Annotated in this window: 17 protein-coding genes; 9 read left to right on the top strand and 8 right to left on the bottom strand. The window is 68.1% G+C overall.

Translation table 11 applies throughout. The features are described from left to right. Positions 1-7: 7 nt before the first annotated feature. Complete coding sequence (locus GO592_RS15735; RefSeq protein ID WP_005261095.1) at positions 8-1,180, top strand: cation:proton antiporter; 1,173 nt, start codon at positions 8-10, stop codon at positions 1,178-1,180. A gap of 62 nt (positions 1,181-1,242) precedes the next feature. Here the strand turns inward: GO592_RS15735 and GO592_RS15730 are convergent, their stop codons facing one another. Together GO592_RS15730 and ppgK are read right to left on the bottom strand one after the other, a co-directional pair. After that, positions 1,243-2,616: an RNA polymerase sigma factor gene (locus GO592_RS15730; protein WP_007296334.1), complete on the bottom strand. Its 1,374-nt coding sequence runs from the start codon at positions 2,614-2,616 to the stop codon at positions 1,243-1,245. 121 nt (positions 2,617-2,737) lie between these two features. Then, positions 2,738-3,490 (bottom strand): polyphosphate--glucose phosphotransferase, encoded by a 753-nt coding sequence (gene ppgK, locus GO592_RS15725; protein WP_007296333.1) that lies wholly within the window; start codon positions 3,488-3,490, stop codon positions 2,738-2,740. 156 nt (positions 3,491-3,646) lie between these two features. Between ppgK and GO592_RS15720 the strand changes: the two genes are divergently transcribed. Then, entirely contained in the window at positions 3,647-4,549 is a 903-nt protein-coding gene (locus tag GO592_RS15720; RefSeq protein ID WP_050998577.1) for an inositol monophosphatase family protein, read from the top strand. 7 nt (positions 4,550-4,556) lie between these two features. Here GO592_RS15720 and cei read toward each other — a convergent pair whose 3' ends face one another. Then, positions 4,557-5,246, bottom strand: coding sequence for an envelope integrity protein Cei (gene cei / locus GO592_RS15715; RefSeq protein WP_005240849.1), 690 nt, complete (start codon positions 5,244-5,246; stop codon positions 4,557-4,559). Between the two features lie 478 nt (positions 5,247-5,724). Between cei and GO592_RS15710 the strand changes: the two genes are divergently transcribed. Then, positions 5,725-6,027, top strand: coding sequence for a DUF4193 domain-containing protein (locus tag GO592_RS15710; RefSeq protein ID WP_005240850.1), 303 nt, complete (start codon positions 5,725-5,727; stop codon positions 6,025-6,027). 45 nt (positions 6,028-6,072) lie between these two features. Here the strand turns inward: GO592_RS15710 and GO592_RS15705 are convergent, their stop codons facing one another. Next, complete coding sequence (locus GO592_RS15705) at positions 6,073-6,543, bottom strand: DUF3093 domain-containing protein (protein ID WP_005240851.1); 471 nt, start codon at positions 6,541-6,543, stop codon at positions 6,073-6,075. 86 nt (positions 6,544-6,629) lie between these two features. On the opposite strand from GO592_RS15705, the gene dut reads away from it, so the two are divergent. Both dut and GO592_RS15695 read left to right on the top strand, forming a co-directional pair. Further along, positions 6,630-7,151, top strand: coding sequence for a dUTP diphosphatase (gene dut, locus GO592_RS15700; protein WP_007296332.1), 522 nt, complete (start codon positions 6,630-6,632; stop codon positions 7,149-7,151). A gap of 2 nt (positions 7,152-7,153) precedes the next feature. Beyond that, positions 7,154-8,008 (top strand): DUF3710 domain-containing protein, encoded by an 855-nt coding sequence (locus GO592_RS15695; RefSeq protein ID WP_007296331.1) that lies wholly within the window; start codon positions 7,154-7,156, stop codon positions 8,006-8,008. 23 nt (positions 8,009-8,031) lie between these two features. Here GO592_RS15695 and GO592_RS15690 read toward each other — a convergent pair whose 3' ends face one another. Then, the gene (locus GO592_RS15690; RefSeq protein ID WP_007296330.1) at positions 8,032-8,745 is read right to left on the bottom strand and encodes an alpha/beta fold hydrolase; all 714 of its coding nucleotides are present in this window, start codon (positions 8,743-8,745) and stop codon (positions 8,032-8,034) included. Between the two features lie 136 nt (positions 8,746-8,881). Between GO592_RS15690 and GO592_RS15685 the strand changes: the two genes are divergently transcribed. Continuing rightward, positions 8,882-9,259, top strand: coding sequence for an OB-fold nucleic acid binding domain-containing protein (locus GO592_RS15685; RefSeq protein WP_005240856.1), 378 nt, complete (start codon positions 8,882-8,884; stop codon positions 9,257-9,259). A 28-nt stretch (positions 9,260-9,287) separates the two neighbouring features. After that, positions 9,288-9,968: a DUF3159 domain-containing protein gene (locus GO592_RS15680; RefSeq protein WP_007296329.1), complete on the top strand. Its 681-nt coding sequence runs from the start codon at positions 9,288-9,290 to the stop codon at positions 9,966-9,968. 69 nt (positions 9,969-10,037) lie between these two features. Here the strand turns inward: GO592_RS15680 and GO592_RS15675 are convergent, their stop codons facing one another. Genes GO592_RS15675 through GO592_RS15665 form a run of 3 tightly spaced genes read right to left on the bottom strand, consistent with a single transcriptional unit; the run spans position 10,038 to position 11,746 of the window. Continuing rightward, positions 10,038-10,337, bottom strand: a complete 300-nt coding sequence (locus tag GO592_RS15675) for a GNAT family N-acetyltransferase (protein ID WP_007296328.1) — start codon at positions 10,335-10,337, stop codon at positions 10,038-10,040. A 35-nt stretch (positions 10,338-10,372) separates the two neighbouring features. Beyond that, on the bottom strand, positions 10,373-11,032 hold the full coding sequence (locus GO592_RS15670) for a potassium channel family protein (protein ID WP_005240868.1): 660 nt from the start codon (positions 11,030-11,032) through the stop codon (positions 10,373-10,375). 48 nt (positions 11,033-11,080) lie between these two features. Further along, on the bottom strand, positions 11,081-11,746 hold the full coding sequence (locus tag GO592_RS15665; protein ID WP_005263967.1) for a potassium channel family protein: 666 nt from the start codon (positions 11,744-11,746) through the stop codon (positions 11,081-11,083). A 162-nt stretch (positions 11,747-11,908) separates the two neighbouring features. Between GO592_RS15665 and GO592_RS15660 the strand changes: the two genes are divergently transcribed. Together GO592_RS15660 and GO592_RS15655 are read left to right on the top strand one after the other, a co-directional pair. Next, complete coding sequence (locus tag GO592_RS15660; protein ID WP_005263969.1) at positions 11,909-13,903, top strand: APC family permease; 1,995 nt, start codon at positions 11,909-11,911, stop codon at positions 13,901-13,903. Positions 13,904-13,916: 13 nt separating this feature from the next. Next, the gene (locus tag GO592_RS15655; RefSeq protein WP_007296327.1) at positions 13,917-15,185 is read left to right on the top strand and encodes a class I SAM-dependent RNA methyltransferase; all 1,269 of its coding nucleotides are present in this window, start codon (positions 13,917-13,919) and stop codon (positions 15,183-15,185) included. Positions 15,186-15,236 lie beyond the last annotated feature (51 nt).

The following is a 15,236-nucleotide window of genomic DNA, read 5'->3' as shown; positions in this document are numbered from 1 at the left end:
CGGTCCCGTGAACACCACGACGCTCGCGCTCATCGAATTGGGCGCGGTGTTCTTCGCGCTCGGATTGCTGGGCCGTCTGGCAGCTCAGTTCGGCATGTCGCCGATCCCGTTCTATCTCCTCGGCGGACTCTGCTTCGGCAGCGGCGGATTCGTCAATCTCGGCGACATCAGCGAGTTCAGCCACCTGGCGGCCGAGATCGGCGTGGTTCTTCTCCTGCTTCTGCTGGGGCTGGAATACACGGCGTCGGAACTCGTCACCGGGTTGCGACGGTCGTGGATGGCCGGGGTCGTGGACGCCGTCCTCAACGCCGCGCCAGGAGCGGTCGTAGCACTGATGCTGGGGTGGGGACCCACCGGCGCGGTCGTGATGGCCGGCGTCACCTACATCTCGTCGTCGGGCATCATTGCGAAGGTGCTGAGCGACCTGGGTCGGCTCGGTAACCGCGAAACGCCGGTCGTGCTCTCGATTCTCGTATTCGAGGATCTCGCGATGGCCGTGTACCTGCCCATTCTGACGGCACTGCTCGCCGGCGTCAGTTTCGCCGGTGGACTCGAGGCGGTGGGCATCTCCCTCGTCGTCATCTCGGTCGTCCTCGTGATCGCCCTGCGGTACGGCCGCTACGTGTCCGCCCTGCTGGACAGCCCGGACAGCGAGACGCTGCTGCTGAAACTGCTCGGCGCCGCGCTCCTCGTCGCGGGGATCAGCTCGGCGATGCAGGTCTCGGCCGCCGTGGGGGCGTTCCTCCTGGGAATCGCGATCTCCGGTACGACCGCCCACAACGCGAGCCGCGTCCTCGAACCGCTCCGCGATCTGTTCGCCGCGATGTTCTTTGTGGTGTTCGGACTCAACACCGACCCTCGGGCGATTCCACCGGTTCTCGGCTGGGCCGTCCTACTCGCCGTCGTCACCGCGCTGACGAAGATGGTCACCGGCGCCTGGGCGGCGAAACAGCAGGGCGTCGGGCGGCTGGGCCGGGCCCGGGCGGGAGTCGCGCTGATCGCGCGCGGCGAGTTCTCCATCGTCATCGCAGGCCTGGCATTGTCGGCCGGAGCGGTGGAGAGCGAACTCGTGGCACTCGCCACCGCGTATGTCCTTCTGATGGCCGTCATCGGCCCGGTGGCGGCACGGGTGGTCGAACCGGTGGCGGGTGCCTGGATCCGGGTGCGCACCAGCGCGTAGCGAGACCCAGACGACGATGCCCCCGGACTCGCTCGGAGTCCGGGGGCATCGAGGTGTGTACGTCAGTCCAGGTAGTCGCGCAGCACCTGCGACCGGGACGGGTGGCGCAGCTTCGACATGGTCTTGGATTCGATCTGACGGATGCGCTCACGCGTGACCCCGTAGACCTGTCCGATCTCGTCGAGGGTGCGGGGCTGTCCGTCGGTCAGGCCGAAGCGCAGGCGCACGACGCCCGCCTCACGCTCGGACAGCGTCTCCAGCACCGACTGCAGCTGATCCTGCAGCAGGGTGAACGACACGGCGTCGACGGCGACGACGGCCTCGGAGTCCTCGATGAAGTCGCCGAGCTGGCTGTCGCCCTCGTCGCCGATCGTCTGGTCGAGGGAGATGGGCTCACGAGCGTACTGCTGGATCTCCAGCACCTTCTCGGGCGTGATGTCCATTTCCTTGGCGAGCTCTTCGGGAGTGGGCTCACGGCCCAGGTCCTGCAGGAGTTCACGCTGGATGCGGCCGAGCTTGTTGATGACCTCCACCATGTGCACCGGGATGCGGATGGTGCGGGCCTGGTCGGCCATCGCGCGGGTGATGGCCTGACGGATCCACCACGTGGCGTAGGTCGAGAACTTGTAGCCCTTGGTGTAGTCGAACTTCTCGACGGCACGGATGAGGCCCAGGTTTCCTTCCTGGATCAGGTCGAGGAACGCCATGCCGCGGCCGGTGTAGCGCTTGGCGAGCGACACGACGAGGCGGAGGTTCGCCTCGAGGAGGTGGTTCTTGGCGCGGTTTCCGTCGCGGCAGATCCAGCTCATGTCCCGGCGCTGGGCGGCGGGGAGCTTCTCGCCGGAATCGGACAGCTCCTGCATGATCTGGGTCGCGTAGAGCCCGGCCTCGATCCGCTTGGCGAGCTCGACCTCCTCTTCGGCGTTGAGGAGGGCGACCTTGCCGATCTGCTTGAGGTAGGCACGGACCGAGTCGGCGGACGCGGTCAGTTCGGCGTCCTTGCGGGCCTGGCGGAGCGCTTCGGACTCCTCCTCGTCCCACACGAAGTCGCCGGAGGCCTTGTCCTTCTCGGACGGCTCCTCGGTCTCCTCGTCCTCGCCGACTGCGACGACCTCGACGACATCGGACTCGACCTCGGCGAGATCGCCCTCGGTGATGTCGATGTCCTCCATGTCGGCAGAGTCTTCGTCGAGGTCTTCGCCGTCCGCACCCTTAGCGGCCGTGGCCTTCTTGCCGCCCGCCTTCTTGGCCGCCGCCTTCTTGGCGGGGGCCTTCTTCGCTGCTGCCTTCTTGGCGGGAGCCTTCTTGGCCGCCGGCTTCTTCGCGGGAGTTTCCTCGGCTGCCGGAGCGGTGCCGGTGGCTGCCGCCCCGACTGGTGCTTCCGGTCCTGACTCCGAAGTCGAATCAGCAGTCTGACGTGTATCGGTGGCTGCCACGTACGCCCTTTCGTGACGGTGTCGTGCGGCGTCACGCCAGAGTGGTCATCCGGCGGAGAGGTCTACTGGTTTCGCCGGCGCGCAGCCGGGCTCTTCCATTGTAACGACCCATCCGAATTAGTTACGGAGCGATGCCCGTTTCCACTGCGAGCGCCGCACCGACGATGCCCGCCGTATTCAGCAGCGCAGCAGGTACGACGGGTGTCCTGTTGGTCAGATGCGGGATCCACTTCTCGTTCTTCCGGCTGATTCCGCCGCCGGCGATGAACAGGTCCGGACACATGAGGTTCTCGAACCGGGTGAGGACACGGCTCACTTCGCCGGCCCATTCCTTGTACGACAGGTCCTTCTTCTCCTTGACCGAGGACGCCGCCCGGTGCTCGGCTTCCTTGCCGTCCACCTCCATGTGCCCGAACTCGGTGTTGGGAAGCAGGACGCCGTCGTGGAGGATCGCCGAGCCGATGCCGGTGCCGAACGTGAGGAGGATGACGACCCCTTTCGCGTCCTTGCCGGCGCCGAGCGCGTCCTCGGCGATCCCCGCCGCATCCGCGTCGTTGAGGACGGTGACGAGCCGGCCGCCGAGTGCGTCGGAGAACAGCTTGCGGGCGTCCGTCCCGATCCACTTCTTGTCGATGTTGGCGGCGGATCGCGCCACACCGCCGGTGACGACGCTCGGCAGGGTGATACCGACCGGTCCGTCCCATTCTGCTTGGCGGATGATCTCGGCGACGGTCTCCGCGACCGCCTCCGGAGTGGACGGCTGGGGAGTGAGGAGTTTGATGCGGTCCCCGACCAGCTGGCCCGTCTCGAGATCTACGACGCCACCCTTGACGCCACTGCCTCCGACGTCGACACCGAACCCCGTTTTGGTCATGGCGTGTGCTCCTTCGTGTCGACGACGACGTGTTCTCCGGCGCTCTTCTGCTGCTCGTCACACTAGTGTGTCGACGCGTGTTCGGTGGGTGATGACACCAGTTGTGCGAAACGTCAGCGGTGGTGTGAGGCAGCGAAAGTGTGTTCCGATGGGTGGGTGCATGCACCCCAGAGTTCAGAGTCCGCACCAGGCCACGTCGGCACCGATCCCAGGCGACTACTCGAGGTCGCCGTGGCGGTGGCCGAGGAGGCCGCCGCCCACGTCCGGGCGCGACGGCCCGAGGTCTTCGGAATCGTCGGCAAGCGAGCGGGATCCGGCGATTCCGTCGCGTCGAAGAGCACCCCGACCGACCCGGTCACGGTGGTCGACACCGAGAGCGAGCAGGTCATCCGCGACCGGCTCGCGGAGCTTCGCCCCGACGACGCGATCCTCGGCGAAGAAGGTGGGGGAGAGGAGGATTCCGTCGCCGAGGTGCGGTGGATCGTGGATCCGATCGACGGCACCGTGAACTTTCTGTACGGCGTCCCCGCGTACGCGGTCTCCGTGGCCGCTCAGATCGACGGCGTGTCCGTCGCCGGGGCCGTGGTCGACGTGGCGGCCCGATCGACCTACGCGGCGGCACGTGGCGGCGGGGCGACCCTCACCGACGCGGACGGGCGGGTGAGCGACCTCCGGTGCAACCCGGTCACCGACGTGTCGATGGCGTTGCTCGCCACAGGATTCGGGTACGGCGCGGCGCGGCGCAAGGCACAGGGCGCCCTCATCGCGGACATCCTGCCGAGAGTGCGCGACATCCGCCGGATCGGTTCGGCGGCCCTTGATCTGTGCATGGTTGCGGCCGGTCGTGTCGACGCTCATTTCGAACACGGGCTGAGCCCGTGGGACTGGGCCGCGGGGTCGCTGATCGCGACCGAGGCGGGGGCCCGCGTACGCATCCCTTCCCCGCAGACGTCGAGCGCGGACGGCGAAGTGGTGGTGGCCGCGGCCCCCGGCATCGCCGACGCCCTGGACGCGCTGTTCGCCGGGATCGGGGTGGACGCCCCGATCCCGGAACGGTGACCGCCGGTCAGCAGCGGGCGGTGCGCGCCGCCTTCAACAGGTCGATGTCGAGGGGGGCGGGCTGGCTTCCGGGCGGCGGATCCTTCAGGGACCGCAGGACCTCTTCGGCGTCGGTGTTCGGCGAGATCTTGCGGAAGTAGGTGCCGAGCGCGAGGTCGACCGTGTCGTCGGTCCGGGTGTCCTGGATGAGTTCGGCACACGGGGCCACCAGCCAGAGTGCGCTCGCGGCGGCGGCGCCGTTGGGTCCGAATCGCAGCTGCCCCTGGCACTGCATGTTCTGGTCGACGTAGACCGGGTCGTTGCCCGCCTGGACGTCGGGCGCGCTCGCGAACCCGTAGTCGCTGAGCTGTGCGGCCACCTGCGCCGCCTGGCCGTGCTCGCCGTTGGCGTTGAACACGCGGACCTTCGTGGCCGACAGCGCGGCAGGCTCCACGTCCCGCAGGGTCGAACCGTCGACCTTCTCACCCAGTGCCTGCTGCGGCGGGGCGGCGGGGTCGACGGGTTGCGCGGCGGGCTGGGGAGGGTTGCAGTCGACCGTGGTGGCCAGATCCTCGTCGTCGCCGAGGACGCCGATCCACACGACGGCGCCGAGCAGGGCGAGGACCGCGAACACCACGAGGATCGGCATCGCCCGCCGCCGCCGGAACGGACGACCCTTGTCGTCGAGCGGGCTGCCTTCGGTGATCAGTGAAACCACAGTGTGCCTCGACCTCCTACGAACTGCGCTTCGTACGTTGCACCCGTGCAGCGCACCGATACAGGGCCCGGCCACACGTCGTGGCGCAGGTTCGGCACCTACCTTAGATCCCTGGCACGTCATAACCCCGAACCCGTCCCCGTTGTGGAATGTCACAGCTTGCTGTGGTGTTGGTGACGATTAGCAGACAATTTGCGCGATCGGTCGATTCGGTTACGACTTTTGTACTTCCTTCGGCTACTGTCTGGCGGCCCCAGTCGTTCAAAGCGTGCAGAACGAGGGTCGGCAGAAGATGACAAAAGAGGCGTAGATCATGTTTCCGGGGCCTGGTTCCGGGCACGAACCCATCCGCTGCAGCGTTGTGCAGCCGCAGGGTGTGATCTGCGCCGAGGCGGTTTTCGTGTGGGCGGTCGACCAACGATCGGTTCGACGTACCGCACGGGCCGGGATACACCGAAGAGGATGAGGGGAAGGCGACATGGCAACTGACTACGACGCACCGCGGCGAACAGAGTCCGACGAGGTTTCGGAGGATTCGCTGGAGGAACTGAAGGCGCGACGCAACGAGGCTCAGTCGGCTGTTGTCGACGTCGACGAGTCCGACACCGCGGAATCGTTCGAACTGCCCGGCGCGGATCTGTCCGGTGAAGAGCTCTCGGTGCGGGTCGTGCCGAAGCAGGCCGACGAATTCACGTGTTCGAGCTGTTTCCTGGTGCACCACCGCAGCCGGCTCGCCAGCGACGCGGGTGGAGTGCTGGTGTGCAGGGACTGCGCGGCCTGAGCGGCGGCGAGTACGAGAGGCGGACGGTGGGAGGCCACCGTCCGATCAGTCTCCGTCCGCCTGCGGGCGGGCACGGTTGACGGCGGCCAGCAGCTCGGCCGGCCGTCGTGTACTGATCAACCAGTAGGGGGTCGGGTCCTCGGGGTCGTCGAGCACGATCAGTGCCATCGGCTTGACCCACACCCGGTGTTGCACGAACGCGGCGGGGTCGAGCTGGCGACCGAGAGCCGCGCTCTTCGCCGAACCGGGCACTTCGGCGACCCGCGCGATGACGTCCAGCGGCAGATGCGCCTGGCCGACCCTCAGGTGGACACCGTTCGGTTCCTCGACGACCTCGACGCGGAGTCGGCTGAGCCAGACGAGTCCCCACACGGGCAGGGGAAGCAGAAGTACGTACGGCAGCCAGGCACGCAGACCCGGCGCACCCATGTGCACCTCCGCGGCGAGCAGACCGGCGACGAACAAGCCCACTGCCCACCACCAGACGGGCACCCACAGGCGCTCGGAGTACAGCACGGGCGAGGTGTTATCGGTGGGCGCGACTTCGGGCCGGGACGTTTGTGACACCCGACCAGGATAGTCGGTGTCTGAGAGTAGGCTCGGTGCACGTGAGCGACCTATCTCCCGGCCTTTCTCCCGCCGCGACCCCCGCCCTTCCGCCCGTCGCCCTCCAGCGGCTGGACCCCGACATTCCGGTACCGCAGCGTGCGCACGACGGCGACGCCGGTGTCGACCTGTGCAGCACCATCGATGTGACCATCGAGCCGGGGCGCCGCGTCCTCGTCGGAACCGGCATCGCGATCGCGCTGCCGCAGGGCACGGTCGGGCTGATCCATCCCCGCTCCGGGCTGGCCGCAAGATCGGGTCTGTCGGTGGTCAACACCCCCGGCACCATCGATGCCGGGTACCGCGGCGAGATCAAGGTGTGCCTGATCAATCACGACCTCGAGACCCCGATCGAGATCCGCCGGGGCGACCGGATCGCCCAACTGCTCGTCCAGCGGGTCGAACTGGTGTCGTTCGTCGAGGTCCCGTCGCTCGACGGCACCACCCGCGGCAGTGACGGACACGGGTCGAGCGGAGGCCACGCGAGCCTCGTCGGCAATGCCAGTGAAGGAGCCTGATCATGTTCGGACGTCGTAAGAAGAAGGAAGCCGAGGACGACCGGCCCGGTTTCTTCGAGGACGCCGAGACGGACGCCGAGGCCGGCGACGCCGAGGCGGACTACGAGGACGACTACGACGCCGTGACCGAGGTGGACGGCGGTCCGTACGACGCCGACGACCTCGAGTCGGGCGCCGACCTCACCGTCGGTGAGGTGGGAACCCGCCTCGACCTCGGTTCCGTACTCGTCCCGATGCCGCAGGGCGCCCAGTTGCAGGTCGAGATGGCGCCTGACGGGTCGCCGCAGGCCGTGCATCTCGTCACCCAGCACGGGCGCATCACGGTGGCCGCGTACGCCGCCCCGAAGTCTCCGGGCCAGTGGCGGGAAGTCGCGGGCGACCTCGCAGAATCGCTGCGCAACGACAACGCGACGGTGAGCGTCGAGAGCGGACCGTGGGGACGCGAGGTCTTCGCCGTCACCCCGAACGCCGACCTGCGCTTCATCGGCGTCGATGGCTACCGGTGGATGGTGCGCTGCGTGGTCGCGGGACCGAGCGGTGGCAACACGGCCGACTCGGAGCTCGTCGCGACCGCCAGGGCGATCCTGCGCGACACCGTCGTGAAGCGGGGCAACGAGCCGAACCCGGTGCGGACGCCGCTGCCGGTGGTCCTGCCCGAGGCCCTCGCCCAGCAGCTGGCCGCCGCTCACCAGCAGCAGCTGGCGCAGCAGCAGGGTGCCGCTCCGCAGCAGCCCGCGCCGCAGCCGGCTCCGGCGGGTCCGGAGGGCGAGCAGCAGGCGCCCCCCGCGGAGGCACCGCCGCAGCCGCAGCAGCGTCGCGGCGAATCGGGTTCGGCGATGCAGCAACTCGGTCGCTGATCCCGGTGCCGGAGATTCGACGCTCAGGTCCTGTGCAGGACCGAGTCGAGTGCATCGAGGCTGGCGTAGCCGAGAATCGCCGGGTCGGCGCCGATCTCGTCCAGCGACATCGTGACGAGGCCCGCGTGCGGTAGTCGTTCGGACCACTCGCGGGCGACCTCGAGGGGATGCACGGCGTCGTCGGTGGCGGCGGCGATCCCCACCGGCACCGTGATGCGCTCGAGGTCGCCGACACCGGGGGCGTGGTACTGGGACGCCTCGTCCAGTGCGGCGGGAAGGTGCGGCCACTGCGATCGCCACGATTTCGCCAGTTCCCGGCCCAGCCAGGGCGGGCTGGAGGCGATCATCTCGGCAGTGACCTGTTCGAGGCCGTCCGCCCGCAGCCGGGCCGCGGTGAACCGGGCGCTGGCGGCGGCGGGAGCGTCCGCGGCGGTCCCGGTCCACGCGGGCAGTGCCGCGAGGACGCCCGCGACGCGATCCGGGTGTGATCCTGCCCACTGCAGTGCCACGGCGGCCCCGATGGAGACCCCTCCGACGAGGATGCGCCCATGTCGCGCGGCCGCGGCGTCGAGCGCGTCGACGTAGCTTCCGACGACTCGCCGGGGGTCGGGTTCGACTGCGGCCGTGCGCACTCCACGGCAGGTCAGGGGCTCGGTGAAGGCGCGGGCCACGAAGTCCGCGTCGGATCCCGTACCCGGGAGCACAACGGCCACGGACGGCCGGTCATCAGAGGGCATGTGACGATCCTGCCTCGTCCCTCACGGTGCGCCTCCGGTGGTGTGGTTGCCGGGAACCAATGGGTCTACAGTGGCGAATACACAGCCCTACGAGCGGCGCGAAGATCTCGCGTCGCACATGCTCCAGGAGCGCGCAATGGCACCCGCCACGGCAGGATATTTTCGTCGGCTGACTCGCAGGCTCACCGAGGACCTCGAGCAGCTGGACGCCGAGGAAATGGCCGAGACGTCTCAGGCGTCCGGCGCACAACGTGCCTGCGACTGCAGCCGCGGCGAAGAGGTCACCATGCTGGGACGGCTCCGTAGTGTCGAAGCCTGTCCGAAGTCCGGGAACGCCAGCATCGAAGCCGAATTCTTCGACGGCACGGAACAGATCAAGTTGGTGTGGATCGGCCGGCGGAGGATTCCGGGTATCGAGCCGGGCAAGACTCTGCTGGTTCGTGGACGTGTCGGCGAACGCGACGGCCAGAAGGTGATCTTCAACCCGTATTACGAGTTGCGCGGCGAATCATAGGGGCCGCCCCATGTGGCACTCTCGTTGAGTGACCGAAACGAAGCAGCAATCCATACTCGAACAGCTCGGTGGGATCAGCGGGCTGATCTATTCGACCCTGCCCATCCTGGTCTTCGTTCCGGTCAACGGTGTGTGGGGCCTGGGTCCGGCGATCTGGGCGGCCCTCGGTGTCGCCGTCGCCATTCTCGTCTGGCGCCTCGTCCGCCACAGCCCCATCCAGCCCGCGGTGTCCGGGTTCTTCGGCGTCGGCATCTCCGCGTTCATCGCCTACCGCACGGGCGATGCCAAGGGATACTTCCTGTTCGGGATCTACACGAGCCTCGCGTACGGAGCGGTGTTCCTGCTCTCGATTCTGGTGCGCTGGCCGCTCGTCGGCCTGATCTGGGGATTCCTCAACGGCCACGGCAACCTCTGGCGGCGCCATCGTGGCGCGGTACGGGCCTACGACGTGGCCACTGGCGCCTGGGCGCTGGTGTTCGCGGCCCGCTACCTCGTGCAGTCGCAACTTTACGATTCGGACCAGACCGGGTGGCTCGCGTTCGCGCGCATCGCGATGGGCTGGCCGTTGGCGGGATTGGCGCTCCTGGTGACGATCTGGGCTGTGCGCCGGGCTGACCGGATCGTCGAACCGGGACCCTCCGACGAGGCCGGCGAACCGACGGACGACACGGAAGCAGGCGGCCCCCGGGACGAGCCCGGCCGCGCCTGAGCACGGCGCCCCTCGTAGGGGCCGCGGGGGCGCTGACCGGTTGTGCCGGAGACGAAGTCGCCGAATCGATCAGGCCACGAGGTCCTGGTACTCCGGATGCTTCGACACGAAGTTCACGACGTACGGGCACACCGGGTGCACCCGCAGTCCACGGCGGCGCAGATCGTCCAGAGCCGCACCGACGAGCGTCCGGGCGAGTCCGAGTCCCTCGTACCGCGGATAGATCTCGGTGTGAACGAAAACGCGTACGTCCCCGTCGACTTCGTATTGCTCGATTCCCGCGAGTTCACCGTCGGCGTGGATCTCGTACCGGCTCTGCTGCGGGCTGTCGGTGACGACTGTGCTCTCGGGTGTTTCGGTGGTACTCAACGGATCCTCCCGGGTGTCGATCGGTCCCCGCTGGGTCAGGAGAGCCCGACGGCCGCTCGAAGGTCGTCCTCGACGTCCACGGACGCGACGAACAGCAGTTCGTCGCCGCCCTCGAGCGGATCGTCCTGCTGCGGCACGATGACCCGTCCGCCGCGGAGGATGGTGACCAGGGCGGCGTCGCGGGGCAATTGCAGCTTGCGGACGGGTTTCCCGGCGAGCGGGGTGTTGTCGGGCAGCGTGACCTCGACGAGGTTGGCCTGCCCCTGGCGCAGCGTCATCAGCCGCACGAGATCGCCGACCGACACCGCCTCCTCCACCAGCGAGGCGAGCATCCGGGGGGTGGAGACGGCGACGTCGACTCCCCAGGACTCGTCGAACAACCACTCGTTGCGGGGATCGTTGACGCGGGCCACCACTCGGCTGACCCCGAACTCGGTCTTCGCGAGGAGGCTGAGGACCAGGTTGGCCTTGTCGTCACCGGTGGCCGCGATCACCACCTCGTAGGTTTCGAGGGACGCCGTTTCGAGGCTGCTCAGCTCGCACGCGTCGGCGTGGACCCAGGTCGCCTCGGGCACCGACTCCTGCTCGACGTGCTCGAGCTTGCGTTCGATCAGCATGACGTCGTGTTCGCTGCGGACCAGTTCGCGGGCGATCGAGCGTCCGACTGCGCCGGCTCCTGCGATTGCGACTCTCATCGATTGCTTCCGTTCGGGTGGTCGATCGTGAACATTCTCACTGCCGTCTCAGTCGTCCGAAGGCGGGGGATTGCCCGCGAGCGCGACGGCCTCGGCCACCGTTCCCGACACGGCCGCGATGTACACCTGGTCGTCGGCCTGGAAGACCGTCTTGCGGTCGGGAAGGACGCCGGTGCCGAAGCGGATGATGAACGCGACACGCGAATTCGTCGCCGCCTCGAGTTCGGCGACGGGCCTGCCGATCCAATCCTCGTGCAGGGACAACTCGGTGACCGCGACGGTCCCGGAGGGATCGCGCCACTTGGCGGTCTGGCTGTCGCGGGTGAGGGTGTGCAGGAAGCGGTCCGTCGACCACGGGACGGTGGCGACGGTGGGGATCCCGAGCCGCTCGTACACGGCGGCACGCTTGGCGTCGTAGATCCGGGCGACGACGCGCTCCACGCCGAAAGTCTCCCGGGCCACGCGTGCGGAAATGATGTTGGAGTTGTCTCCGGACGACACGGCGGCGAATGCCTCTGCACGCTCGATACCGGACTTGACCAGCACGTCACGGTCGAATCCCATGCCGACGACGGTGCGTCCGGGGAAGTCGGGTTCGAGACGTAGGAATGCGGCAGGGTCGCGATCGATGACCGCGACCTCGTGGCCGATCCGGGTCAGCGAGCCAGCGAGGGATGAGCCGACCCGGCCGCATCCCATGATGACCACATACACCTTGTACTCCGTTCATGGGCTCTGGCGTCACGTCTCGAGTACGTGCGTACCGAATCGAACCGTACAGTGCCCAGGCGGAAGAGCAACCGAGACAGAGATCGCAATCCGGACACATTGGTGGGTGAGGGTCCAGGTTTTCTGCGGACGGCTTACGCTTTGGCAGTGTCAAAGCTCTCGACCGCCACAAAGCGGCTACTGCTAGGCAGACCCTTCCGGAGCGACAAGCTCGGGCACACGCTGCTTCCCAAGAGGATCGCCCTCCCGGTCTTCGCCTCCGATGCGATGTCGTCGGTGGCCTACGCCCCCGAGGAAATCTTCCTGGTGCTGTCGGTGGCGGGCATCTCCGCCTACGCCTACACCCCCTGGATCGGACTTGCCGTCGCCGCGGTGATGGCGGTGGTGGTCGCCAGTTACCGGCAGAACGTGCACGCCTATCCGTCGGGCGGCGGCGACTACGAGGTCGCGACCGTCAATCTCGGTCCCAACGCGGGTCTGACCGTGGGCAGCGCCCTGCTGGTGGACTACGTCCTCACGGTCGCGGTCTCCATCTCGTCGGCCGCGTCCAACATCGGTTCGGCGGTGCCGTTCGTGGCCCAGCACAAGGTGCTGTTCGCGGTCGCGGCCATCGTGCTGCTGACTGCCATCAACCTGCGTGGCATCCGTGAATCCGGTGCCGCCTTCGCGATCCCGACATATGCGTTCATCGCCGGCATGGCCCTGATGCTGCTGTGGGGGTTCTTCCAGATCTTCGTCCTCGGTGACGACCTGCGCGCCGAATCGTCCGGATTCGAACTCGAGGCCGAGGACTCCCACCTGTACGGGATCGCGTTCGCGTTCCTGATCGCGCGGGCCTTCTCCTCCGGCTGTGCGGCACTGACCGGTGTGGAGGCGATCAGTAACGGTGTTCCCGCCTTCCAGAAGCCCAAGTCCCGCAACGCGGCCACCACGCTGCTGCTGCTGGGATCGATTGCCATCGTGCTGCTGATGGGCATCATCATCCTGGCCCAGAAGATCGGGATCGTGTACGCGCACAGCCCGGCCGACCAGCTGATCGGCGCCCCCGCCGGGTATCACCAGAAGACTCTGATCGCGCAGATCGCGGAGACGGTGTTCGGTGGTTTCCCCATCGGCTTCTATTTCATCGCGATCGTGACGGCCCTGATCCTCGTGCTCGCCGCCAACACGGCCTTCAACGGGTTCCCCGTGCTCGGCTCGATCCTCGCGCAGGACCGCTACCTGCCCCGGCAGTTGCACACCCGCGGCGACCGCCTGGCGTTCAGCAACGGCATCCTGTTCCTGTCCGGGGCGGCGATCGCGTTCGTCGTCCTGTTCGGCGCCGAGGTGACCAAGCTGATCCAGCTGTACATCGTCGGCGTGTTCGTCTCGTTCGTGCTGAGCCAGACGGGCATGATCCGGCACTGGACCCGGCACCTGAAGACCGAGAACGACCCGGCTCAGCGCCGGCGGATGCACCGCTCCCGGGTGATCAACTCCATCGGCCTCGCCATGACCGGCGCCGTCCTGATCATCGTGCTCATCACGAAGTTCGCGGCAGGCGCCTGGATCGCGATCGTGGCCATGGTCGCCATCTTCGTGGTGATGAAGATGATCCGGAAGCACTATGACAGCGTCGCGCGGGAGCTCGAGGAACAGGAATGGGACGGGGTGCTGCCCAGCCGGACTCACTCCATCGTCCTCGTCTCCAAGCTGCACATGCCGACGATGCGCGCGCTCGCCTATGCCCGGGCCACACGGCCGGACACCCTCGAGGCGATCACGGTGAACGTCGACGAACCCGACACCCGGGCGCTCGTGCGCCAGTGGGAGAAGACCGACATCGCGGTGCCGCTCAAGGTGATCGAGTCGCCGTACCGCGAGATCACCAAACCCGTGCTCGACTACGTGCGGCGCGTCCGGAAGGACTCGCCGCGGGACGTCGTCACCGTGTTCATCCCGGAGTACGTGGTGGGGCACTGGTGGGAGCAGATCCTGCACAACCAGAGTGCGCTGCGGCTCAAGAGCCGCCTGCTGTTCCAGCCGGGTGTGATGGTCACCAGCGTTCCGTGGCAACTGAACTCGTCCGAGAAGGCGAAGACACTGAACATCGAATACACGGCCGGGGCGTCACGCCGCGGCTACGAACCCGACGACAAGTGACGGGCGAGAAGCGTTGAGTGAGAACTGGTCGGACCGCCGCCTCGAACTGCGGCTGGGAAATCCCGGGCACGGCGGTTTCGTCGTCGCCCGCCATGAGGGCCGCGTGGTCTTCGTCCGGCACGGACTGCCCGGCGAGCGGGTGATCGCCCTCGTCACCGAGGACCGCGGCGGGTCCTACTGCCGGGCCGACGCGATCGAGATCCTCGACGCGTCCCCGGAACGGGTCACCCCGGTGTGCCCGGTGTCGGGTCCGGGCGGCGCGGGGTGTTGCGACTTCTCGCACGCGAGCCTGCACGTGCAGCGGGACATGAAGGCGCAGGTCGTGGCCGAGCAGTTGGCGCGGCTCGCGCGGGTGCAGCGGGACGTGGACGTCGAGGAACTGCCCGGCACCGGAGACGGCACCGGCTGGCGCACGCGGGTGCGGCTCGCCGTCGACCCGGACGGCCGCCCCGGCTATCACCGGCACCGCAGTTCCGGGATCGTCACGGATCTGGCGTGCCCGCAGATCGAGTCGGCCGCCTACGACGGTGTGAGCGAACACGATTGGAAGCCCGGCAGCGAGGTGCAAATCGTTCTCGACGGCGCGGGGGAGCGGCACGTGGTCGAGATCGCTCCGCCGAAGGTGTCGCGGACCGGCCGTACGAGTCGAGGGCGCCGCGGTGCCATGGCACGCCGCGCCGCCAGCGGTGCGCCGCGCGCCGAGCGGGTGGTCGTCGGATCGGGTCGCCCGGTGGAGCGGGTGCGCGACCGGGAATGGGCGCTGGCCGCCACCGGGTTCTGGCAGGCGCATCGCGGGGCCGCGGAAACGTATTCGGCCGTGGTCTCCGAATGGGCCGGGATGTCCGCGGGTGAGACCGCATGGGACCTGTATGGGGGAGTGGGTGTGTTCGCCGCCGCCCTCGCCGGCGGCGCCGGGCCGTCCGGGCACGTGGATTCCGTCGAGTCCTCGCGCCAGGCCGTCGCGGACGGGAAGACGGCACTCTCCGACCTGCCGCAGGTGCGTTTCCACCCCGACCGGGTAGAGCGCGCCATCTCCGGGCTCGCCTCGCCGCCGCAGGTCGTGGTGCTCGATCCGCCGCGTGCGGGTGCCGGACGTGACGTGATCGGTGCGGTCGCCGCCGCGGGCGCCGAACGGGTCGTGCACGTGGGATGCGACCCGGCGTCGTTCGCTCGCGACATCGGTCTGTATCTCGCGCAGGGATATCATGTCGACGAGCTGCGCGCGTTCGATGCGTTCCCTCTCACCCACCACGTGGAGTGCATCGCGTTGCTGACGCGCTGACAGCGGCGCATCGTTACCGAACGCAACAAAACGTTATAGTCGGCCCGCAAG

This window comes from Rhodococcus sp. 21391 (assembly GCF_016772255.1).
Lineage (GTDB): Bacteria > Actinomycetota > Actinomycetes > Mycobacteriales > Mycobacteriaceae > Rhodococcus_F > Rhodococcus_F opacus.
The sequence above is the reverse complement of the archived record's forward strand: the minus strand, read 5'-3'. Positions and strand labels throughout refer to the sequence as shown.

Bases quoted from the DNA above. Each gene is read 5' to 3' on its own strand.
- ppgK (WP_007296333.1), bottom strand. From the start codon at position 3,490: ATGACCAAAACGGGGTTCGGTGTCGACGTCGGAGGCAGTGGCGTCAAG.
- GO592_RS15710 (WP_005240850.1), top strand. From the start codon at position 5,725: ATGGCAACTGACTACGACGCACCGCGGCGAACAGAGTCCGACGAGGTT.
- GO592_RS15695 (WP_007296331.1), top strand. From the start codon at position 7,154: ATGTTCGGACGTCGTAAGAAGAAGGAAGCCGAGGACGACCGGCCCGGT.
- GO592_RS15690 (WP_007296330.1), bottom strand. From the start codon at position 8,745: ATGCCCTCTGATGACCGGCCGTCCGTGGCCGTTGTGCTCCCGGGTACG.
- GO592_RS15685 (WP_005240856.1), top strand. From the start codon at position 8,882: ATGGCACCCGCCACGGCAGGATATTTTCGTCGGCTGACTCGCAGGCTC.
- GO592_RS15670 (WP_005240868.1), bottom strand. From the start codon at position 11,032: ATGAGAGTCGCAATCGCAGGAGCCGGCGCAGTCGGACGCTCGATCGCC.